The organism is Methanobrevibacter sp., assembly GCF_036307625.1.
Taxonomy (GTDB): domain Archaea; phylum Methanobacteriota; class Methanobacteria; order Methanobacteriales; family Methanobacteriaceae; genus Methanocatella.
In genome coordinates this window covers 1-22,545 of the sequence record NZ_JAXJXF010000158.1, presented here as the reverse complement: position 1 = coordinate 22,545, position 22,545 = coordinate 1, and the positions used below count along the sequence as shown (strand labels likewise).

The 22,545-nt window shown below is 33.4% G+C and carries 24 protein-coding genes; 10 read left to right on the top strand and 14 right to left on the bottom strand.

Going from position 1 to position 22,545, the window contains the following annotated elements; genetic code table 11:
- Nucleotides 1-395, bottom strand: a 395-nt coding sequence (hisH, locus tag UIB65_RS10210; RefSeq protein ID WP_330041458.1) for an imidazole glycerol phosphate synthase subunit HisH, incomplete at its 3' end; no start/stop codon positions are given.
- Complete coding sequence (cfbD, locus tag UIB65_RS10205) at nucleotides 392-1,465, bottom strand: Ni-sirohydrochlorin a,c-diamide reductive cyclase catalytic subunit (protein ID WP_330041460.1); 1,074 nt, start codon at nucleotides 1,463-1,465, stop codon at nucleotides 392-394. The genes hisH and cfbD, both read right to left, overlap by 4 nt.
- Before the next feature lie 76 nt (nucleotides 1,466-1,541).
- On the opposite strand from cfbD, the gene UIB65_RS10200 reads away from it, so the two are divergent.
- Nucleotides 1,542-1,940 carry a C-GCAxxG-C-C family protein gene (locus UIB65_RS10200; protein WP_330041455.1) on the top strand — a complete coding sequence of 133 codons (399 nt, stop codon included), beginning with the start codon at nucleotides 1,542-1,544 and terminating at the stop codon, nucleotides 1,938-1,940.
- Between the two features lie 61 nt (nucleotides 1,941-2,001).
- Here the strand turns inward: UIB65_RS10200 and UIB65_RS10195 are convergent, their stop codons facing one another.
- Nucleotides 2,002-3,363 (bottom strand): MATE family efflux transporter, encoded by a 1,362-nt coding sequence (locus tag UIB65_RS10195; RefSeq protein ID WP_330041453.1) that lies wholly within the window; start codon nucleotides 3,361-3,363, stop codon nucleotides 2,002-2,004.
- Between the two features lie 109 nt (nucleotides 3,364-3,472).
- Here UIB65_RS10195 and UIB65_RS10190 point away from each other — a divergent pair, with 109 nt between their 5' ends.
- Entirely contained in the window at nucleotides 3,473-4,492 is a 1,020-nt protein-coding gene (locus UIB65_RS10190) for a hypothetical protein (RefSeq protein ID WP_330041451.1), read from the top strand.
- Nucleotides 4,493-4,496: 4 nt separating this feature from the next.
- On the opposite strand, the gene UIB65_RS10185 is transcribed toward UIB65_RS10190, so the two are convergent.
- Genes UIB65_RS10185 through UIB65_RS10165 form a run of 5 tightly spaced genes read right to left on the bottom strand, consistent with a single transcriptional unit; the run spans nucleotide 4,497 to nucleotide 8,184 of the window.
- Nucleotides 4,497-5,045 (bottom strand): DUF2115 domain-containing protein, encoded by a 549-nt coding sequence (locus UIB65_RS10185; protein WP_330041449.1) that lies wholly within the window; start codon nucleotides 5,043-5,045, stop codon nucleotides 4,497-4,499.
- Nucleotides 5,046-5,090: 45 nt separating this feature from the next.
- Entirely contained in the window at nucleotides 5,091-6,083 is a 993-nt protein-coding gene (locus UIB65_RS10180) for an SLC13 family permease (RefSeq protein ID WP_330041447.1), read from the bottom strand.
- 8 nt (nucleotides 6,084-6,091) lie between these two features.
- The gene (locus UIB65_RS10175) at nucleotides 6,092-6,406 is read right to left on the bottom strand and encodes a TIGR04076 family protein (protein ID WP_330041445.1); all 315 of its coding nucleotides are present in this window, start codon (nucleotides 6,404-6,406) and stop codon (nucleotides 6,092-6,094) included.
- On the bottom strand, nucleotides 6,403-6,963 hold the full coding sequence (locus tag UIB65_RS10170; RefSeq protein WP_330041444.1) for a DUF6434 domain-containing protein: 561 nt from the start codon (nucleotides 6,961-6,963) through the stop codon (nucleotides 6,403-6,405). The genes UIB65_RS10175 and UIB65_RS10170 overlap by 4 nt, the downstream gene beginning before the upstream one ends.
- A gap of 30 nt (nucleotides 6,964-6,993) precedes the next feature.
- On the bottom strand, nucleotides 6,994-8,184 hold the full coding sequence (locus UIB65_RS10165; protein WP_330041442.1) for a redox-regulated ATPase YchF: 1,191 nt from the start codon (nucleotides 8,182-8,184) through the stop codon (nucleotides 6,994-6,996).
- Between the two features lie 81 nt (nucleotides 8,185-8,265).
- Between UIB65_RS10165 and UIB65_RS10160 the strand changes: the two genes are divergently transcribed.
- Nucleotides 8,266-9,135 carry a metallophosphoesterase gene (locus UIB65_RS10160; RefSeq protein WP_330041440.1) on the top strand — a complete coding sequence of 290 codons (870 nt, stop codon included), beginning with the start codon at nucleotides 8,266-8,268 and terminating at the stop codon, nucleotides 9,133-9,135.
- Between the two features lie 352 nt (nucleotides 9,136-9,487).
- Here UIB65_RS10160 and UIB65_RS10155 read toward each other — a convergent pair whose 3' ends face one another.
- Together UIB65_RS10155 and UIB65_RS10150 are read right to left on the bottom strand one after the other, a co-directional pair.
- The gene (locus tag UIB65_RS10155; RefSeq protein ID WP_330041438.1) at nucleotides 9,488-10,333 is read right to left on the bottom strand and encodes a hypothetical protein; all 846 of its coding nucleotides are present in this window, start codon (nucleotides 10,331-10,333) and stop codon (nucleotides 9,488-9,490) included.
- Nucleotides 10,333-11,100 carry a protein-ADP-ribose hydrolase gene (locus UIB65_RS10150; protein ID WP_330041436.1) on the bottom strand — a complete coding sequence of 256 codons (768 nt, stop codon included), beginning with the start codon at nucleotides 11,098-11,100 and terminating at the stop codon, nucleotides 10,333-10,335. The genes UIB65_RS10155 and UIB65_RS10150 overlap by 1 nt, the downstream gene beginning before the upstream one ends.
- 143 nt (nucleotides 11,101-11,243) lie before the next feature.
- Here UIB65_RS10150 and UIB65_RS10145 point away from each other — a divergent pair, with 143 nt between their 5' ends.
- The 4 genes from UIB65_RS10145 (at nucleotide 11,244) to UIB65_RS10130 (ending at nucleotide 15,454) form a co-directional block, all read left to right on the top strand.
- Nucleotides 11,244-11,627: a helix-turn-helix domain-containing protein gene (locus tag UIB65_RS10145; RefSeq protein ID WP_330041434.1), complete on the top strand. Its 384-nt coding sequence runs from the start codon at nucleotides 11,244-11,246 to the stop codon at nucleotides 11,625-11,627.
- 1 nt (nucleotide 11,628) lies between these two features.
- A complete protein-coding gene (locus tag UIB65_RS10140) occupies nucleotides 11,629-12,267 on the top strand; it encodes a cobalt-precorrin-7 (C(5))-methyltransferase (RefSeq protein ID WP_330041432.1) in 639 nt (212 codons plus the stop codon).
- A 126-nt stretch (nucleotides 12,268-12,393) separates the two neighbouring features.
- On the top strand, nucleotides 12,394-15,273 hold the full coding sequence (locus tag UIB65_RS10135) for a carboxypeptidase-like regulatory domain-containing protein (protein WP_330041430.1): 2,880 nt from the start codon (nucleotides 12,394-12,396) through the stop codon (nucleotides 15,271-15,273).
- Nucleotide 15,274: 1 nt separating this feature from the next.
- Entirely contained in the window at nucleotides 15,275-15,454 is a 180-nt protein-coding gene (locus tag UIB65_RS10130; protein WP_330041428.1) for a hypothetical protein, read from the top strand.
- A 41-nt stretch (nucleotides 15,455-15,495) separates the two neighbouring features.
- On the opposite strand, the gene UIB65_RS10125 is transcribed toward UIB65_RS10130, so the two are convergent.
- Nucleotides 15,496-16,509: a TRC40/GET3/ArsA family transport-energizing ATPase gene (locus UIB65_RS10125; protein WP_330041426.1), complete on the bottom strand. Its 1,014-nt coding sequence runs from the start codon at nucleotides 16,507-16,509 to the stop codon at nucleotides 15,496-15,498.
- A 763-nt stretch (nucleotides 16,510-17,272) separates the two neighbouring features.
- On the opposite strand from UIB65_RS10125, the gene UIB65_RS10120 reads away from it, so the two are divergent.
- Genes UIB65_RS10120 through UIB65_RS10110 form a run of 3 tightly spaced genes read left to right on the top strand, consistent with a single transcriptional unit; the run spans nucleotide 17,273 to nucleotide 19,766 of the window.
- On the top strand, nucleotides 17,273-18,220 hold the full coding sequence (locus UIB65_RS10120) for an ABC transporter substrate-binding protein (protein WP_330041424.1): 948 nt from the start codon (nucleotides 17,273-17,275) through the stop codon (nucleotides 18,218-18,220).
- A gap of 31 nt (nucleotides 18,221-18,251) precedes the next feature.
- On the top strand, nucleotides 18,252-19,004 hold the full coding sequence (locus tag UIB65_RS10115; RefSeq protein WP_330041422.1) for an ABC transporter permease: 753 nt from the start codon (nucleotides 18,252-18,254) through the stop codon (nucleotides 19,002-19,004).
- 9 nt (nucleotides 19,005-19,013) lie between these two features.
- Complete coding sequence (locus UIB65_RS10110) at nucleotides 19,014-19,766, top strand: ABC transporter ATP-binding protein (RefSeq protein WP_330041420.1); 753 nt, start codon at nucleotides 19,014-19,016, stop codon at nucleotides 19,764-19,766.
- Between the two features lie 355 nt (nucleotides 19,767-20,121).
- Here the strand turns inward: UIB65_RS10110 and UIB65_RS10105 are convergent, their stop codons facing one another.
- The 3 genes from UIB65_RS10105 to pyk all read right to left on the bottom strand — a co-directional run bounded on the left by UIB65_RS10105 (nucleotide 20,122) and on the right by pyk (nucleotide 22,232).
- Nucleotides 20,122-20,403, bottom strand: coding sequence for a hypothetical protein (locus UIB65_RS10105; RefSeq protein ID WP_330041418.1), 282 nt, complete (start codon nucleotides 20,401-20,403; stop codon nucleotides 20,122-20,124).
- Nucleotides 20,396-20,692: a hypothetical protein gene (locus tag UIB65_RS10100; protein ID WP_330041416.1), complete on the bottom strand. Its 297-nt coding sequence runs from the start codon at nucleotides 20,690-20,692 to the stop codon at nucleotides 20,396-20,398. The genes UIB65_RS10105 and UIB65_RS10100 overlap by 8 nt, the downstream gene beginning before the upstream one ends.
- A gap of 136 nt (nucleotides 20,693-20,828) precedes the next feature.
- Entirely contained in the window at nucleotides 20,829-22,232 is a 1,404-nt protein-coding gene (gene pyk / locus UIB65_RS10095; RefSeq protein ID WP_330041414.1) for a pyruvate kinase, read from the bottom strand.
- Between the last annotated feature and the right edge of the window lie 313 nt (nucleotides 22,233-22,545).

Sequence of the window (22,545 nt, the reverse complement as noted above, 5' to 3'; positions counted from 1 at the left end):
ATACCTTCTAGAATAGGCGAATCATTACATACATCTAGTCTATTCCAACCCATATGTGGAATTTTTACATCACCGCTTAACAATTCTGCATGGCCTTTGAACAAGTTAAGGCCTTCAACACCCGGAGATTCATCACTGGAACTCATCAATACCTGCTGACCAAGGCAAATTCCTAAAAATGGCTTATCATCATTTACATGTTCCCGAATAACTTCTTCAAAAGGCTTCAAATTTTCCATTGCACTTCCGAATGCTCCAACACCCGGTAAAACCAAATAATCACTATCCGCCATCATTTCCTTATCATCAGTTATCTGATACTCTGCACCAATCTTTTTAAATCCGTTTGAAATGCTTTTCAAGTTTCCACTTTTATAATCAATAATTGTTATCATTCGTTTAACCACCCAATAGCTGATCTAATCATTCCGCCGAAGTCTGAAAATACAATTTCATCAGTTCCAAGTGTTTTTGAGTGTGCATCAAGTTCTGCAACAACATGAGTATATCCCAAATTTCTAAGGGGTTCAACAAGACGTGGTCCATCGGTTACTGCAATGGATTCAACATCAAACTCCTCAATTGGAAATGCATGAGGAACTCCAAATACAACAATCAAATCAAAATCCTTATCATTCAAGTATTCGGCAGCATTATCTGCAGTAATCGGATATTCATCAAGACCGCCTGTGATGAAATCAGGTTCAATCTCCAACTGATCTTTAATATTCATTGCATGCTGTCTGATTCTTGGAAGACCAATATTTTCATCCAAATTTGCTACAAAAATAGGTTTATTTTCAGGATTGATTTTCCCATAGTCAAAATTAATAATGTCTGCAAACAGATAGGATGTTTCTTTTTTAACGTTGAGAACAAATGCGACCTTTTTGCCTTCTTTCAGGAATTTGACTACAGTTTTTGCAACTGCCTCTTTTGAATCACCAAAGTTAGGCTTGATATATTTTCCCTGTGCCATTCCACGGGTTTTTTCAACTTCTGTAGCTTTTTCAAGCATTTCAATTTGCCTGTCGGATTCCTCACGGTCAATTACACCCGCCTCAACAGCGGCATCCAATGCCATGATTGCGCCAACAGTGTTGTCACCTTCACCTGATCCCCCATGAGATTCAACAGGTATCACAGTACAAGGCAAATCTGCAGTTGCCATCGCTTCCTTTAAATCTTCACCGATTATCATACTGGCGCATGTTCCGGCAATTCCCATCAATTCTGGTTCAAATTCATCATAAGCTTCAGTCAATGTTTCAACCAATTTTTCACCGGCACCGAGTATGAAATCATTTTCGGACATTCCAGTAGTTACAACACGAACCCCATCACCTTCCAAAAGTCTGGCTGTCCTAAAACAGCATCCTGTGGGCCCATGCATAATAATTACATCAACATTCATATCCCTTAACGTATAAAGAGTAGCAGCAATCGGACTTGGTCTTGGATGTATAATTTTTATCACCTATCAATTTTTCAAATAAATATTTAAAATTCTTAATTAATATAATTAATTAGGAGATTGTAGTATGAAACTTGACAAAGAAATTTTAGAGGAAAAAATCAGAGAATACAGAACTTTCAAAAGTTGTTCTGAATCAACTTTAATGGGACTTTGTGAAACCGCCAACTATCCAATGAGTCAAGCTGAAATGTGCAAAATAGCATGTGGATTTGCAGGTGGAATGGGTGGAACATTTGATGAAGGAACCTGTGGTGCGGTTACTGGCGCATTGATCGCCAACGGACTGCTTAATGATGATACCGGAAAAATCAAAGCCAATGCTAAAGAAATCTTTAACACATTTAAAGAAGAGTACGGTACTGTACGCTGCGACATAATCAGTAAAAAAGGTGAAGACAAATCTCCTTGTGTCGACTGCTGCGTATTCATTGCAAATAAGGTGGCGGATTTATTAGATGAATAGAAGGAGGGTTTAAAACTTTCCCATAATCCTATTTTTAGATGACTTCATCACCATACAACCATCAGTTTAGAACTGCTTTTAACTTTTTAATAGTGTATCTTGCATAAGTAAAGTTTAGAATGGATGCCAAAATCCTACCTACAGCCAAACCTATCCAAATACCTGTCAAACCCATATTCAAGACTATTCCAAACAAGTAAGTAAAGCTTACAGTAAAAATCAACTCCCGGATTATGGTCCACATAAGGGCAGTTGTTCCACGTCCTATTCCCTGATATAAGAAGCTTGAAGGCATACCTATACCTACCAACAATAAACCAAAGCATGCAATTCTTAAAAAGTTTGTAATTTCAGGAATCAGAGGAGCGGTTTCTGGAGTATATGCAAACATCATAGACAATTGAGGTGCAAATATAACTAAAATAAGCATTATGGCAACTGAAAATATCATTGCAAATTTAGTTCCGTAAATGTGTGTCCTGTTCAGGTATTCCCAGTTTCTTGCACCATATGCACTTCCACTTACAGCTGCAACAGCACTAGCAATAGCAGTTAAAGGCATTATTCCAAAAAGATATAACCTTTGACCAGATGTGAATGCCGCAATACCATATTCACCGCCGACTGATGATATGAATGCCAGATAAAAACTCATTGCAAGTGACATCATGAACATGTCAAGAGATGATGGAATACCTACTTTCAAAATATCCTTTGCAACATTTGAGTCGAATTTGAATCCCCTAAGATTAACATCAACATAAGTGTCCTTTTTAATCAAAATCCAATACATAATTACAATAGCCGCACCAACAGAGCTTACAATTGTTGCAAGAGAAGCTCCAGCAGATCCTAGATTAAGGACATATATGAAAAGAGGATCCAAAATAAAATTCAGTGCCACAGACACAATCATAGCATACATTGCCCTTTTCATATCACCCTCACCACGGAGAATTCCGCTTCCACCGTTAGCAAACATGAATGCGAAGAGACCTGAAAACAATGGAGTACCATATTTAAGTCCTTCAACCAAAGATTGTCCACTTGCACCATATGCCTTAAGCAAAGGTTCCTGAATCAAAAGCAAAAGTAATGTTAACAATATGGAAGCTACTAAAAATATCAAAAGAGAATGTGTTGCTGATTTACTGGCACCTTCACGATTTCTCGCACCGACTGCACGGGAAATACTGCTTGTTGCACCGTTTCCAAGTCCAATACTGACACCATTCAAAATCATGAAAATAGGTGTTACAAAGCCAATTCCTGCAATAGCCGCCTGACCGAGTCCCGCAACCCAAATTCCATCAACAATATTGTATGATGCTGTCAAAAGCATCGAAATCATAATCGGAATTGCAAGCTTTCGGACTGCAATTTCCGGCTCCCCCCTCATCAATTCGACATTTTTATTAGCCATATTAGTCCCTCATTAAAAATATTAACTTTAGCAAATATATAATTTTTAGTGCAAAAAATATATTTAAACTAAACCTAAAAAATACCCATACGAAAAAAAAGGTGAAAAAATGAATGAAAAAGAGACCTTTTACAATGACAAGAACAACTGCAAAATTCCATTTACCCATATAGAAGATAAAATTACTGACCCTACACTGAAAAAAATTGATGAAATATATGGGGCAGCGGATGTTTTAAGCATTGAAAATGCAAAAAAGCATGAAAGGAATCTCTGGTTGTTATCTGCTTTTGGAACAATAATTACTCTACTATTTCTTCTTTATGATGAAGCAGAACTGCATTTGCTTATTATTGGATGTATAATAATCATTGTAGGAGTATATCAATTTTATAAACTGGCCGAACGGCATGACTGCCACAGAAAATACATACAATATCGAGTACTTGCCGAAACGCTTCGCCTCCAGTATTATCTTTCTAAAGCTGATGTAAAACATCAAGTCACAGATATCCTGCCATGGTTCATTAAAAAAGGCATTCCTTGGATTAATGAGATTTTATTGGAATTGTCAAATACAAAAACAGGCCAAAAGAAATTGATTATAAATTGCTGGATTAGAGACCAGTTAAAATACCATCAAAATGCACTTGTAAGGTCAACACATAAAAAAGAAAGGGACAATAGAATTACAAGAATTGTGCTAACCGTAACAATTGCAACCTATGTCATTGCATTAATATTTGAGGTATACATGCTCACCATCCCTTCTGGAGAAATAACATCATATACGCTCAGTTATTCTTTAGATAATCTGCAACATTGGGGAATAATGGTCGGACTGACACCAACCGACATGATTCGTTCAATATTGAAAATTGTAATCGGAACAATGTCTGCAGCAACATTGTTTACCGGAAGTTACTATGGAAAAATGTCACTACCCAATACAATAGATGACCACAGAAGAATGGTAATGCTATATGAAAAAGCTGAACATGATATTGTCCAAAACGAAGGAGTTGAAGATGAGGAACTACTTATCAAATTAGCCAGAGAATTCCTGATTGAAAACAGTACCTGGTATTCCTATCAAAGCAAAAACAATCCTGACCTGACAATAGAATGAATAGCTAAAATTCCAACTGCTCAGCAATGCACATTTTACAAACTGCATTTGGAGATTCCAGATTTGCATCCTTAACTGGGCAGTAAAACTTTCCGTCTTTTTCTTCAACATATAATGACCCTGGAAATGGAGTTCCCACAGGATGTATCGGTTCTTCCAATATAAAAGTAGTATAAATGGAAATAATCCCATAAATCAAAGGGAATTTAGTTTTGGAAGTTACTGATTCATTAATATGATATGATCTTAAAGTAGCGACCGCATCAATGAACTCCTCCTTGTCAATGTCATGTTCATAATCATTATTGTCTGCATGAACATCCTTTATGCGTCCTAAAAAGTATTTTACATAAACTTCATGACTTTTATGCTTATAGTTCTCTTGAACATACTTGCTTTCTTCAATCATTTCAGCATTAACAGCCATCAAATCAAATACAGAAATGCTACCGGAATACTCCTTCAGAATATCCAGAACAGACTCCGTTGAAACACTTTCCTCATTTGAAACAACATTTGAAAAATCATCATACATCTTTAAGGAATCATTCATAAAATCAATTATGAACAATCAAAAATAAAATATTTTCTATCAATCCTAAATTAAGAAATACACGCCAACAAGAAGAACCATCAGCAAAATGTTTAGTACAGTAAATACAATCAAATATCTAATTTTAAATGAATCGAATTCACGAACAAGAATTTTAAATGAAATCAGATTCGCCATGGAAGCGATAAGGGTTCCAAAACCTCCAATATTTATTCCCACAATTATCGATGCATAATTAGTACTGAATCCGCTAAGCAACATCGCAGCTGGGACATTGGAAATGATTTGAGATGAAAGAATGCCCCACAACACCTCATTTCCAACAATCAATTTCTTAAACAGCAAGTTGAAAAATGGAATGCTTTCCAAATTTCCAATCAATATAAACAAAGCGATGAAGGTTAAAAGCAAATAATAATCAATACCCCAAAAGACCCTTTTAAAGAAATTACTACCATCAAATTCAATTTTGTTAAATTTAGGCAGGTTTATTTTATCAGCCGGAACAAAAAACAATGAAATCATTAAAAATACGATAGATACTAAAACATAAGGCAAAAGCAATATAAAAAATGATTCAAATGGAATATGGGATACCGTATACATTACGATATTGTGAGGAGCACCAATAGGAAGCACCATACACCCCACATTAGCAGCGATTGTCTGTAACGTGACTGTCAATATTATAAGGTCAATCCTGTCGACCTTTTTAAATGCCAATATTGAAAATGGCACAAATATGATTAAAGAAACATCATTTGTAATGAATATTGAACTAAAAAAACAAGCAAAAACTAAAATCAACACCAATTCACGAGTGTTTGAAATTTTAGCCAGCAGTTTTCTTACCAACATCTCAAAAATAGCCAAATTCTTAAGGATTTCGACAACAAGCATTATTGCAAAAAGCAGAATTATGGTATCCCAATTGATATAGTCAATACTGGGTCTTGCAAAAAAACAGGAAATTATAGCTAAAATCAATGATATGGAAAATACGATTTCCCTTTTAAAAAAATCAAAAACTTTAGCCATGCTATCAACTAATCTGCGTCTTCATCCATTGTTTCCAAAAGAAAGCTAACTGGCCTGAAACCATCATTGCATGATATCATTGCAGATTTCTTGTTTTTCATCCATCCATCATAAAAATCACTGGCACCATTGGCCAATGCCATTACAAATGGTGAAAGACTCTCCCATGCACTGTCACAGAAGTTTTCCGGCTTTGCCCAACCATTAGCTATGAAAATTTGGCCCTCTTCAACATCACATTCATGCTCCAGAGGATTTTCATATTTGTCGATTAAATCATCATGCCTGACTTTTCTCATGACTGTAATTTTAACTTTTTTCATAACAATGCCTCCAAATCACTTTTTTCATATTTGTTATGGCCTTTTATAGACTTTTTATATTTCCAACATCTGATTGCATCATCCAGAGATTTATCATCATTATCTTCAAAAAAATCCCGTATGTATTGATTGTATTGAAATTGCTTATCAATTTTTGTTTTTTCATTGGAATTTTGAATTTCAAAGTATGCATCGATTGCATCCCTATATGTTTTTTCGGGATTGGATTTCAACCATTTTTGAAACTTAACTTTGAATTTAAATCCTTTACCGATTTTATTTTCAAAAAATGCTCTTTTATCCTCACTACATTTAAAATTTTCACCCAATCTGGAGTCTAAAGTGATTTCAGATGAGGAACTGCTTGAATTTTGCTTTGAAACTGGTTCATTTAAAGTTTCACCTGTTGATAAATAGTGAATTATCCTATTTTCCAAATCCTGTTTAGAACCACTTACTTTCAGACCCTCAAACCTGCAAAAATCCTTAAGTTCTTCTTTTAAAAAATAGTATTCCCTGAATTCTTCAGGTTTTAAATCTTTAGTTAATTTAACCATGGAAATCTAAAATAAAAAAAAGTAGAGGAATTAACCTCTTGTTACAATACTGATAATATCTCCATCCTTCAGCTCATAGTCACTAGCTACACGCATGTTTTTGCGGGCATCCACAGCATGCATGAACTTATCACCTATGTCAGTGTGTACAATGTAAGCCAATTCACGTGGAGTTGCACCATTAGGAACTAAAAATCCATCTGGCAATACGTTTCCTTTTTGGTCAGTGTATTTATGTTCATCTGAAACTGGATATACGACAATCCTATCAAGCAATTCAAAAATAGCGTAGTTTAACGCATCCTGAACACCAGTACTTCCATAAACATCCAAAATATTGGTTTGAATGTATTCCAAACCTTTACGTTGAGGTTCAGATAATTCTTCCGGTTTCAAAATTTCAAAATGATCTTCACCGGACAAATAACTAATCAATCCACCTTCAGCCGCTTTTACAAGTGCAAGTTCTGAGCCTGCTGAAGTTGGAATTACATTCGGATATTTTTCCTTAATTCTTTTGATATTTTCAGCTGAAGTAGGCAAATCCGCCTTATTTGCAATAATCATCATTGGTTTGGCAATGTGTAAAATATTACGGGTAAGTTCAATCAAATCTTCTTCTTCCCATTTATTGAAATCAGGTTCAATAGTCCTTCTAGCTTCAATAATATCTTCAATTGCTATTCCAGTACCAGATAACTGGTCAAACAATACTTTTGAAATATCTAAATGCTCAGCTCCAACTTTTCTTATAAGCCTTACCCAATTTTTGGATAAAATTCCATACATCCACATTACAATTTCATTTTCCAAAAATTCCAAATCATCCAATGGGTCATGACTTCCAGGATCCACAGGGTTTCCTTCCAAATCTGTTGAACCTGAAGCATCAATGACATTAATAAATACTTTAGCTTGCATTAATTCATCTAAAAATTTATTACCCAATCCTTTTCCTTCATGCGCTCCAGGAACAAGTCCTGCAACATCTATCATTTCAATTGGAAGCAATCTTTTCCCATCGACACATATAGAATTGTGAGGATTGCATGTAACGCCAAGTTCTTTACATGGACAATCTTTAATTACATGAGCAACAGCCTTATTCGCATCAATTGTTGTGAATGGATAGTTTGCCATTTCTACACCAGATGCTGTTGCTGAATTGAAAAAAGATGATTTTCCAACATTCGGTTTTCCACAAACTGCAATTTGAAGCATAATAATCACTTAATAATTAATAACATCTAAATGTATGTTTTTAAAATTATAAATAGTTTCAGAAATTAAACTATAATTAGTATGAAAGATGAAGATATTGAAAGGCCACAGGCAATGAAAATCCGACAGGGAATTCAGGATGCAATGACAAATTCGCTGCCGGACAAAAAGTTCAGCGAAAAAAATATAGATTTAATTGAGCTTGACATTGAATTGGACAGCATAGGATGGAATTTTAACAATTTCAGGATTTTAAATTTAACTGACATTCATTTAGGCCAATGGATTAATCCCGAATATCTGGAAGACTTGATAGAATATGTCAACACATTAAATTTCGACCTGATAACTTTAACTGGAGATTACGTTTCATATGTCATAGACAATTATGAAAAATCCCTAGAAAGTTCACTTAAGAAATTAAATGCAAAATATGGAAAATTCGGTGTTTTGGGAAATCATGACCATTGGATGGGTGCAGAAAAAATCAGAAAAATATTTGAAGAGTCAGACATTGTAGATTTAAGCAACGATGTTTTTACAATCAAAAGGGAAGATGAACTCTTAAATATATGCGGCGTTGACAGCTGTACAGTTTGTGCAGACAACCTAGACAAAGTGTTGGAAAAACTTCCAGACACAGGCACAAACATATTGCTCGTTCACGAACCGGATTTTGCACAGGAATCTTCACAGACAAACAGATTCGACCTTCAAATCTCAGGACACTCACATGGAGGACAGTTCATCATTCCAAAATTTGAAACAACACCATTCCGAGGTCCAAAATCAACAAAATATCCCGTTGGTCTTTATAAAATTGGGAACATGACACAATATACAAGTAAAGGATTAGGAACCAATTCATTTAGAATCAGAATCAACTGCAAACCAGAAATTACAATCATTACACTAAAAACAAAAAATAGACAAAAAATTGAGATAGAATGATAAAACATCAATTCACTAAAATCAATCATTACAACTAATTTACTTGCTTTAGCTAATGCAATAACCATCATCATATGCCATATGCTCGGATTCAAATATTCTTTTTAGAATGATGGCCGTGAGCAAGAAAAATGGACCTATCCAGCATATAAAATCAAATGACAGCAACATAAATGCATCGAAAAACATCAAAACAGAAGGTACAAGAGTATTCTAGGACGATATGAGGAATTAAAAGACAGAAGATACAGCACAGCAACTACCTCATGGGAGAGTACTGGCTCTGAAGTAAGAATCTTCGACCCTGCAGGCCAAGGTGGTTTAAAAATTCTTAAAAAGAGAAATTGAAAATTTAAATTCTTGAAAGCCAATAATCCAAGATATCTTCAACATTCTCATCAAAACCAATTGTCTTATCTTTATTTTCAGGAATTGCATTAGGAAAATCCTTGTTTAATCTTATTAATGTAATATCTTTGTTGTTATAAGCCATTTGCTCAAAAGGATATCTTATAATCCCCGGAGTATTGTATCCAACACCAATCTCCAGCAATACAATATTTCCATCAGCCCTATTTAAGAAATTGGAATAATTCTTATTCATTTCATGCCATTTTTCATCCTCAACAAAATAATTATCCTTCCTTAAATTCAAATCCATTTCCCCACCACAGACAGGACATTTCGGAACCAATTGCGGAGGTATTCTGAAATTTTCAGTTTTATCCAGCCACTCGAATACCTGGTCCCTATTTGGATATAACTTATCATGACATGCCTTTTCACATTGCAATAAGCCATAATCTCCCTGAGTTGCAAAAATCCTTTCATCTTCAAAACCGTTTATCCAAAATTGATGTTCCACATTAGTTGTTAGAACAAAATAATCCTTATTTTCCACCAATTTAAGCAATTTTTGATATACTTCAGTTTTCCCCACATCATACCTGTTTGCAAAAACATGTCTTGCCCAATAGGCCCATTTCTCTTCCAAGGATTCAAAGGGATAAAAACCAGAGGAATACATGTCGGTAAAGTTATATTCCTCTATAAAATCCTTAAAGTATTTTTCAAAACGTTCTCCAGTATAATCAATTCCTGCTGCAGTAGATAACCCTGCACCAGCACCTATAAGTACAAAATCTGCTTCATCAATAGCTTTTTTAGCATTATCCAATCTTAAAACAAACTTATCCATTAATCATCACCAAATAACAATTTTTTATAAATCAAATAATCAGTATCCGTAAACACGTTGAAAACAACATGATTTAAGGAAGTTTCATTATTATCCAAATATTCTTCAACAGTTGAAACAGCAATTTTTGCAGCCAAAACCTGCGGAAAATTAAATACTCCAGTAGATATGCAGCAGAATGCGATGGATTGCAATTTGTTATAACTTGCAATGTCCAGGCAGGATTTGTAACAATTAGCCAAATTTCTTTTGTCTTCATCGCAAGGTTCCATCCCTTGAGGAATTGCAGGACCAACTGTGTGAATCACATGTTTTGAGGGCAGATTATAGGCGCCCGTAATTTTAGCTCTACCCACTTCCTCATCACTATCCTGAACTTCCATTATTTTACTGCATTCCTCCCTTAACTGCAGACCTGCAGCTGAATGGATTACATTGTCTATGCAGTTATGATGAGGAATAAAACAGCCCAACAGTTTAGAATTGGCCGCATTAACAATGGCATCGACTTTGAGTGTAGTAATATCTCCCTGCCACAGCATGATTCTGTCTTTAACCTCAGCAATTTCATCAACAGAGGTCAAAGTTTTATTTAATGTTTCAGATGTTAAAAATTCATCCTGAACTTCCAAAAATTCATCAGAAAGTTTAGAAGGCAACCTTACATTCATTAATGAACGAAGCAACATTTTTTTTGAATTATAATCATCAGGAACATCAATTATCTCATCACGTTCATCAATCAAATATTTAACCAAAAAATCCAATTGTTCAGTTGTGTTAATTTCAATCCCTCCAATTTAATTAATAATTAATTTAATTTAGGATATTTAAATGATTTTTGTAACTTTTCAGAAACCTAGTGACCAAAAAGTAACCATTTATATAATAATTCAATCTATTTTAAATTATGAATAGCGAAAAAATTGTTTGTCCCGTTGATAGAACCTTAAATTTAATCAGTAAAAAGTGGAGCATTCAGATAATTCGGGACATGTTTTTTGGAAAAAAACATTTCAAAGAATTTAAAGAAGATAAACCTAAATTAAGCAACAAGGTATTATCCAGCTGTTTAAAAGACTTGGAAGAAAAGGGATTAATTGAAAAAAAGGTTTTAAACACCACCCCCGTAACTACTGAATATTATTTGACAGAATATGGGCGATCCATGAATAGAATCATCTATGAATTGGCCATGTTTACTTTAAATGATGACTTGGATGACAACTATCCCAAAAATTTAAGAAACGAATTGAAAAATAATTTCAAAGAAACATTAGAAATTGATGATTAAAATGACCGGTAAAATTTATATTGTTGGAATAGGCCCTGGCGGAAGCGAATATTTAACAAAAAAGGCAGTAGATACCGTAAAAACATCAGATTATACTGTTGGAAGTACAAGAGCAATCGATTTATTTGAAGACGTAAACAATAAAATCGCATTTAACGTTAAAGAGTTATTGGACAAACTTGAGGATGGTGTTCAATTGGCTTGTGACGGAAATACTGTTTCAATTTTATCAACTGGAGATCCTGGTTTTTCAGGCGTTTTGAATACTGTTTTGAGAATCTCTTCAGAGAAAAATTTTAACAAAGATAACATTGAAGTAATTCCAGGAATCAGTTCACTCCAATTAGCCGCCGCAAAAAACCATATCCAATGGGATAATGCAAATGTAATGACTTTTCATGGACGGGAAAACATCGAAGACATTTTACCAGTTATCAACAATGGAAAAACCACAATTGCACTCCCTTCCAGAAAGGTAAAGGATATGGCCCAATTTTTACTGGATAACGGTGTTGAAGAAAACCGAAAAGTTGTAGTTTGTGAAAGGTTGAGTTACCCAGATGAAAGAATTGTTGAGTCCACTTTAAAAGATATTGCTCAAAGTGAATTTACTTATATGTGCATTATGATAATCTATTAGGATTATTTATGCTTAAAATTCATTTTAAAAGTCATTTACTATTTATTTTAAATATTAAAGCATTTATATTCAAGAAATCATACTTTGATTGTTGATTTTAAAAAAATCAGCATCAAGGTTGATACTATGAATAAAAAAATAAACACCATTGTTTTCATTTTCTTACTTATTTTTTTAATTTCAGCTGTTTCAGCTGCAGAAAACACAAATGAAACAATAACCAGCATTCAAAAAGAAAATCCAAATGCAGAACTATCAAAATTAAGTGTTGAAAATGAAAACATAGAAAAATTAGAACTAGATAAAAACGAAGAAACACTAAGCGCAACACAAAATACTGCGAAAACTACAAATGTTGTTAAAAAAAAGACAACATTGACCGCACCAGACATTAAAATGCATTATAAAGACGGAACAATGTTTACAGCAACTTTAAAATACAATAAAAAAACGATACAAAATGCTAAAATCCAAATCAAAATAAATGGTGAAACATTCACCAAAACAACAGACAAACAGGGAAAAGTATACCTAAATTTAAATTACAAAAGTGGAAAATACATAGTTTTATGTACCTGCAATGGAAACAGTGAATTTGAGTCAAGCAGTTCAAAAAGTGCAGTTATAATTAAAAGTACGGTAAAATGTGATGATTTAACAAAATACTATAAAAACAAAGCCGCATATTACTCCACATTTTACGATAAAAAGGGAAAATTATTGAAAGATACAGCAATCAAGTTTAAACTGAATAGTAAAACACATTCTGTTAAAACCAACACAAAAGGTGTTGCAAAATTAGACATCAATCTGAATCCTGGAAAATACAGCATCATTTCACAAAATTTAAAGACCTCCGAATCCATCACTAAAACCATCACAATCAAATCTTTAATTGAAACAAAAGATTTAACCATGAATTTTGAGGATGGGAGCAAATTCAACGTGAAAATATTTAATTCAAATGGAAAAGCTTCACCCAATAAAAAAGTTACAATAAAAGTCAACGGAAAAAGTTATACAAAAACAACAGACAAATCCGGGACAATCAGTTTGCCAATTAACCTACCTATAGGAAAATATACTATTACCACAGAATATGACGGGCTTAAATCTACAAATAAAATAACTGTCAACAAGATAATAAAACATAGTGAATTTACACACTCCGTCAAAATTCCAAACTATGTTAATGTGACAATGCCCTATGTGTTTCATAATTCAGTATATTCTATCAAAACTGGGACTGACGGAATAATAAAATTGCCCAAAACCCAATATATTGTAATTCAAGTCGGATCAAATTCTTACAAATTTATTACAGAAAAAATAAGCGGTTATGATGCCACACTACTCGGATATTATTCACATTTTATTCCTTTTGACAATAGCGGAGTGAAAAGTGACTTGAATAAGAACAACTTAAAGGGAAATGGAATCCTAATATACAATACTGGAGGTTATGTTCAAATTGACTATAGAGATGCAACAAGTGACAACGTAGAGTTATTTGGAATGTATGCCGACAAAGGAATCGACGGATTTGAAACATTGACCTACACAAAAAATGACAAGATTACAGCAAAAATAAACTTTAAGACACTTGCATTTGATGAAATGGGTTTGAAATACAGTTTATCAAAATTTTATGGAAAAACAATATACAATTTAAATTATAATGACATCGATGAAAATAGTGTGAAATTTGAAAACAACAAGCAACCAGTTACATTCAGTATATTTGGAAGTTATGTTGCCGGATACATATCAAAAGAGGATATTATCACATCATTTAAAATTAACGGAAAAGAAGAGCTTGAAAAAATCGAAACAATAAGTTATGGCCTTGGTGAAAAATATCGAAAAAACTATGGTTTTGAAGTTCTTCAGTCATTTTCCATCATCAATGAAAAAATGACACAAAAAATACTTGAAAATTGGGTGAATTTGAATTCCAATTATATAACTAAATTTGGATTGATGAATCTATACGGTATGCATCTGGCATCACTTGAAACTGTATGGCTTGCAGATGAGATGGCAGACAACTATTCAAAGGAGTTTAATGTGAATTGGAAACGCAGCAACACATTGACAATCTTAGGTGGAATAAATCTTGATGATACATATTTACATGTCCTAAATGCAGACATGGGAATGGATGTAAAAGGAGGTGAAAAAAATGTTTCACTCTTCAGGTTACTCAATTCACTATATTTACCAAATATAGAGGATTATTCCCTTTCAAAGGTTGCATCAAGATATCAAGACAATACAACAAATTCATTATATAACATATTGAAAGCAATTTCAAATAACAACTTCAGCATGACGCAATTGGGCGAAATAGTTTACGTTTTTAGCGAAGACAATACCCATTCGGCAATCATAGTCAATACAACCAGTGGAATAGCCAATGTCATTGTAACTCATGCCAATGCAACGTACAAAGGTTCGGCAATTTCCACCAGCGGCGACTGTTGCGGTGTTGGAATTATCCCCAGAGACATTATATCCGGAATTAAAGATACCATAAACAACATTGAAAAAGGAATATCTGATTTAGTAAATAAAGCCCAGCCCATAACTCAAATTGCATATTTGGGTATCAAATTCATTCTGGACAAAGCATTGAGCGGTATATCTTCAGTATGTTTAGGATTATTTTCAACCATGGTAATTGCCCAAAACGTTGGAACAACCTACCGGAATAAAGTTTTAGATAAAAAAGAATGGCACAAAGCGATGGATACCTGTACTTTTACAAGACCAGGATATCTTCAGGGAAAAAAAGTATTTAATATACCAAAAGATGGAGGTTATGACTATATTGAAGTAAAGGTCAATAATGACTTGACTTTAGATAGAGATAATGCAATATACATTAGTAATGGAAAAACCAAAAAATTAACTAAATCCGAAACATACCAATATTTTGATGAGGAATACTGTGTGCCAATAAGCGTACCAACAAAATACTGGGACAAAAGCTGGAGTATGAGTTAAGATGAGAATAATTGAAGAATTCAAAAAGGAAAGTACAATACTTAAAATATTGGATATCGCATTTGTTATTTCATTTATCCATCTGATAATAACATTCAATGGAGTGATAATCTGTACAACAATATTCGGATTAATAGTGATTGTAAGATTTTTAGAATGGTTTTTTAAAAAAGAAGAATAGTGAAAGTTAAAATAATGATTTATTTTAACTTATTTATTTTTTTATAACTGAATTGCTTCCTGAACAACTTCATCGTTGTCTTCATCATCATACAAGATGTGAGCCAAGTTTAACAATTTTTCCTGACCTTTGACTTCATCCTTAAACAATGGAACTTCAGCAATATGTTGATTTGGGAACTTCTGATCGATTAAAGCCAATCTTTTTTGTTGCAATTTATGTCTTGAGTGACAGAAATCACAGTCACAGATATCAGGCATTACCTGGTTTACAATAACACTATCAACAGTTATATCATGTTTACCCAAAGCTTCCAATGCCCTTTCAGATTCATAAATTGACATTTCTTCAGGAATTACAACCATCTTAAAGGTTGTTCTATCAGGATCAGACAAAACCTCTTTTGCCTTGTCAATTTGTTCTTTAGTTCTTTTTAAATCCTCTGAAGTTTGTGGATCATCAACTGCATCCATAAACGGCATGATTTTTTTAAGTGCATTTGTTGCAGTTCCAAGTTTAGCCTTTGCCATCATCAATTTGCCTACCCATGAATCCATTACTTCAGGGAATGACAATAACCTTAATGTGTGGCCTGTTGGTGCAGTATCAAAAACGACAACATCATATTCATCAGAGTTCATTACACCCATAAACATTTCAAATGCGGCAGCTTCATCAGCACCAGGAGAGGAAGAAACCATGTCTAATTGGTCTGTTAAAAAGTCCATGTTCAATAATCCGCCTTCTTCGGAAGGATTTGCTGCTTTTTGGGCTTCAAGAGCAGCTTGTTTTTGAGCCATAGCTTCATCAGGATCAATTTCGACAGCAAATAAATTGGTTTTGATTTCACGAGGATAGTTTCCGATAGGAACTTCTAAAGAATCTGCAAGAGAATGTGCAGGGTCTGTTGATACAATTAATGTTTTTTTACCTTGTTCAGCTAACCATAACGCGGTAGCAGATGAAACAGAAGTTTTTCCAACACCTCCTTTTCCACCTACAAAAATGAATGTTGTTTTATCTTTATTAAATTTAAAATAATCTCTAAATGCCAAATAAATGACCTCCTAATAAAAATTACTTTTAGTAAGCCTGCGTATTTTCATATACTCACCACCCATTTTGAGGGAATTTTTGTCACCTCATTTTCCGCAATAATTTGGTAAATATATGAATTATCTTTAAACTTACCTTTGGTTACTAAATGTAATTTTAATTTCTTATAGTATATAAAGTTAGTTATTATAGAACATTACAATTTAACATTGTGGCATATAACATGAATAATTGACTAACATTCAAATAACTGCTAATTTTTCAGAAATTAGAATTATCATATTGAAAGATACTCCACCATAATTAAAAACTTAAAAAATATGACTTTCATGATAATAGAAGATGACATACTTAAAACTTGGTTACAGCATGAAAAAGAAGTAAATGGATTTTATCCGATTTAAATTTCAATTCACCCCCAACCATTATTATTGATACGAATAATGTTTTGTAAATTGTCCAAAAATTTCAAGTAAGCTAATGATTTTTCGAATGGTTATTTTAGGCAACAAAACATCTAAATTTTGATAAAAAAACATTTAAGTCCCATTAATAGATTATAAGAATTATTTTACATTAGTTGTTCTAAATAACTGTTTATTTCCCCAATATCCACAATTAACTACTTTTTAGAAGAATATTTTCAAAATAAATAACAAATTTACAATAAACTTTAATAAAAAAATTATTTATTTGAAATACTCCTAAAATATAATCATTGTTTCTAAACAAATGACAATCCATATTTCAGGAGTTAATATCATGTCAAAAAATACAAAAATTATTGGACTAACTATATTGATAGCAGTTATTTTACTAATTATTTTTACATTATATGCTATGTCCGGTGAAAATACTGAAACTGTTAAAATCGGATATTTGCCTACAGACCATGATTCAGCATTATTTGTCGCAAACGCTACAGGAATGTTTAAAGATGCGGGAATTGATGTGGAATTATATGAATATAATAATGGTGGTGATATGATGAGTGCAATGGCCAGCGGTGAATTGGATGTTGGTTATGTTGGAATAACACCAGTAATATATTCCATATCCAAAGGTGTACCTGTAAAAATTGTTGCAGGAGCTCAAAATGAGGGAAGCGGTTTGCTTTCCCATAGTTCATCAGTTAAGTCCATCACTGATTTAAAAGGTAAGACTATAGCTACACCAGGTGAGGCATCAATACAAAGTGTATTATTAAAATATGATTTAAAGAAACACGGACTAAGTACTTCTGATATTGAAAGTCCTACCATGAAGGTTTCTTCAATGAATGATGCATTAAAAACTGATGGTATCGATGCAATGTTAACATATGAACCTTATGTTACAATTTCAAAAGATATTAATAATCAGACTTTGGTGGAAAACTCTGCAGATATTTTACCTGACCATCCATGTTGTGTTGTAATTATGAATGAAAAATTTTTATCAAAAGAATCTGACAAATCAAACAAGATTTTAGATATTCATAAAAGAGCAACTGAGAAAATAATAGAAAATCCTCAAGGAGCGATACAATATTTACCGCCACATATCGTTCCTGATTCTGAAATTGAAAAAGAAAGTTTAACACATATCAAATGGGTAAGTGATTTGAATGACACCTATAAGAAAAATGTGAATGATTTCTTAAATATTGAAAAAGATCTGGGAATAATTACTGGAAATATACCTCAGGAAAAATTATTTTCAGAAAGTTAAATTTATCTAAGGTTTACTGGAAGGTTTTAATATGAGTAGTTTGAGAGAAGAATATAGTAGAGAGATGATAATATTACCTATTATTTTAATAATAATTTGGTATCTGATTTGTGATGTGTTTCAGCTGATTCCAAGTTACATGTTTCCTGGACTAACAGATGTTGCAAATTCATTTGTCAAGTTAGTTACTTCAGGCCAGCTTTTTAAAGATATCCTTGAAACACTCTATAAAGTATTGTTTGGTATGTTGCTAGCATCACTGGTGGGCATAACATTAGGTATAATGTTAGGTTGGTTTAAACGATTAGAAAGAATATGTAAATTAGTCATCAGTATTTTAAGGCCTATCCCCCCAATTGCATGGATTCCTTTTTCAATAATATGGTTCGGTATTGGAGTAGGACCTGCAGTATTCATAATTTTCATGGGATGCGTTTTTCCAATACTGATTTCAACAATTGATGGAGTACATAGAACCGATCCTGTTTTAATAGAAGCAGCAGAATCATTTGGAGCATCTAATAGACAGATGTTAACTGAAGTAATCGTACCATCAAGCGTGCCGTATATTGTATCCGGACTTAAAGTGGCAATAGGTATTGCTTTAATGTGTACAATTTCCGGTGAGATGATTGGATCCAGTTCCGGTATAGGATATATGATTTTAACATCCACTAACCTATTTGATACAGGTTCAACAGTAGTTGGAATGTTAGTAATTGGTGTAATCGGTATAATTTTTGATTATATCTTTTCAAAGATACAGGAAAAAATATTCTGGTAAGGTGATAATATGACATTTGAAATAGAAAATGTATCAAAAGTTTTTGAATCAGGGGACGATAAAGAAGACGTAACTGCATTAAAGGATATTAACCTTACTATTGAAACCGGAAAATTCGTATCCTTTGTAGGCCCATCAGGTTGCGGAAAAACAACATTGCTGCGTATAATTGAAGGGTTCGAAAATCCCACAGAAGGTACTGTTAAAGATGATGGAGAAATAGTAACAAAACCTTCCAACCGAAGAGGTTTTATATTCCAGAATTATTCCCTCTATCCTTGGTTAAATGTCATTGATAATGTAGTATTTGGATTAGGCATCAATGGAAAACCTGAAAAAGAAAGTAAGGAACGTGCAATGGAGTATCTTGAGAGTGTTGGACTAAAAGATTTTGCAAACAGCTATCCTCATGAATTATCCGGAGGTATGAAACAGAGAGTTGCAATAATCCGGTCACTAATTAATGAATCTAAAAGTTTATTGATGGATGAATCATTTAGTGCATTGGATGTGCAGACAAGACACAAACTACAAAAACAAATTTATAAAATTTGTAAAGAGCAAAATAAGACAATCCTTTTCGTTACACACGATATTGATGAAGCAGTATTTTTATCAGATGAAATTGTCCTTCTTTCTAGAAGACCTGGAAGAATCAAGAAAATTTTTGACGTTAAACTTGAGCATCCTAGAAATAGAGAGGATAAAGAATTTGAAGAGTTAGTTTCTGAAATTATTCAAGCAATTGATGAAGAAGATTGATTTCATCCTTTGCCTGTCCATTGAACTGCCACGACTTACGGAGTCGTGGTATTCTCAAATTCTAAAAAATAAAGTTTATTTAATTTTTAAGATTAACCATTCATTAATTATCTTTAATTTCTTGATTATTAATATAATATTAGTTTTATTAATAATTAGAATCTCTAATGCCACAAGACAAACGATAACTATCACATGTATTGCAGAGACCGGATTAATTCAAAAATGAAAAAATTCCAATATTGCGAAAACAAATCTATGAAAATTATGAATTTTGTATGTATTGCGGAAAACCCATAACTTAATTTTCCAACATCAGATGTTAAAAAAAAGTAAATTAAAAATTAAAAAAGGTTTAAGGGAAAAGAGATATTCCCATAGCTTCAATCATTGATTGGAAACCTAAAATAATAATAGCTACCCCGCCGAATATTTCAATATAATCAGCATATTTGATAGCCATTTTTGTCCCATATGCTCCAAGCAATAACCACATGACAACTGCAATTAAACTTAATCCTCCCAAAATGAATGGGTTAACATGTGCAACTGCACCCTGTGATGCAAGAATTAAGTTTTCTATGTTTCCAAAAATAAGCAAACCTGTAAATGGAGCATAGTCTTTTAGATTAACCATGATTTTCACCCATGTTCTTTGCATGAATATTTTTGACAGCCTGGTAAATTGCCTGAATACCCAATATGACTATTGCAAGACCGCCTATGAATGTGATATAGCTTGAATATTCGATTGCAACTTCTGTAGCCACTGTTCCAATAACTAACCACATTATAACCACAATTATACTTAATCCACCTAAAACTTTAATATCTACACCTTGAACAACACCCTGTGATGCTAAAATCAAGTTTTCGATATTTCCAAATATAATTAGCCCGATAAAAGGCAAAAATGCTTCTAACAAATTTATCACCTATATAATTTTTTGTCATTATTGATATTTAAATACTAATATTTTTTTACATTACCTGTATTTCAATGCAAATATTGTTTATAAATTATACACATTATCCAAAAAACAAATAATCTACCTAAACATATTATATTTCAACAATCCTCAAGTAATTAGTTCTTCTTGCTTCACCCATCGGAAATCCTCCAGTAACAACAATCAAATCTCCTTTATTAAGATTAAATTCAGTTTTAGCGATTTCCATTGCGCTTTCAACCATCTCATCAGTACTTTCGTAAATGTCAGTTATCACAGGTTCAACGCCAAAGTTCAACACAACCTTCTCAGCAATATGCTTGGACGGACAGCAAGCCATTATTATAGAGTTTGGCCTCAGATTACTGATTTTTCGGGCAGTAAATCCTGTCATTGTAGGTGTAACTATCAATTTAATATCCGCATATTCAACAGCATCAGCCACCAGTTTTGCTATTGCATCACTGATGCCAATTGAACCAATATAGTCAATATTTTTTGAATAGTCAATTGTTGACTCCACGTATTCACAGATTTTGCTCATTATTGCAACGGCCGGTACCGGATATTTTCCGATTGTTGTTTCTCCAGACAACATCACACAATCGGTTCCATCCAATATTGCATTTGCAACATCCGATACCTCCGCTCTTGTCGGTCTTGGACTTTCATACATTGAAGCAAGCATTTCAGTGGCAACAATGGCGAATTTACCTTTTTGGCGGCATTTTTTAATAATACTCTTTTGAAGAACAGGCAACTCTTCCATTGGAACATCCACTCCCAAATCTCCCCTGGCCACCATAATTCCGTCTGATTCATCAATAATTTCATCAATATTCTCAATTCCCCTTCGGCTTTCAATTTTTGAAATAATGAGAGCATCCCCTCCAGCTTTTTCGATTATTTCACGGGCTGTAATCACATCCTCCCTTGCATTTACAAATGACAAGGCCAAATAATCACATGAATGCCTTGCTGCAAAGTTAATGTCATTTCTATCCATATCACTCATGAAATCCAGCCCCAAATTGACCCCCGGAACATTGATTGATTTGTGATTTTCGATCTTACCGTCACCTAAAGCCTTCAACTGAACAAAACCATTCTCCTTTTCGACGACTTCCAATTCAAACAGGGCATTGTCTATGAGTACCTTGTCTCCCACATTTATAAAGTCGATTGCATCACTGTGGTTGACTCCAAATTCATTCTCATTTCCCTGTATGCAACTTTTACTCATTTTGATGGTATCCCCCTGTTTAAGAGTCACACCACCATCCTTAAATTTTAAAGTTCTAAATTCAGGCCCCTTAGTATCATACATGATGGCAACCGGCAAATTAGATATTTTGCGCACTTCGCGAACGACATCAATTGTTTTTAATATTTCATCTTCTGTAGCATGGCTGAGATTAATACGTGCACAGTTCATGCCTACATTGACCATTTTGCCCATAACCTCTACCGAATCAGATGCTGGACCTATAGTACATATGACTTTTGTTTTCTTCACACTATCATCCCAATAACTTTTTAATTATAACACTAAAATTTCCAATTCTAACCAATAATTCTAAACTAATTAATAGATTTCAAAGGGGAAAGATAAATAATTTTTGAATATTTTGGCGAACATTTTATTTTTTTGAACTACCTCGACTTTGGAGAAGTCGAGGATTCTTACTTCACGGGCTGATACTCTCCCATGAGAGTAGGATTACCGTGCTATCCCCCCTGTTCCAGAGGTTCATTGTTTCATCGATTAAATCTGTTAATCCTTGTTTTAGAATGTTTTTAGCGGCGTTTATGTCTCGGTCATGTGTTTT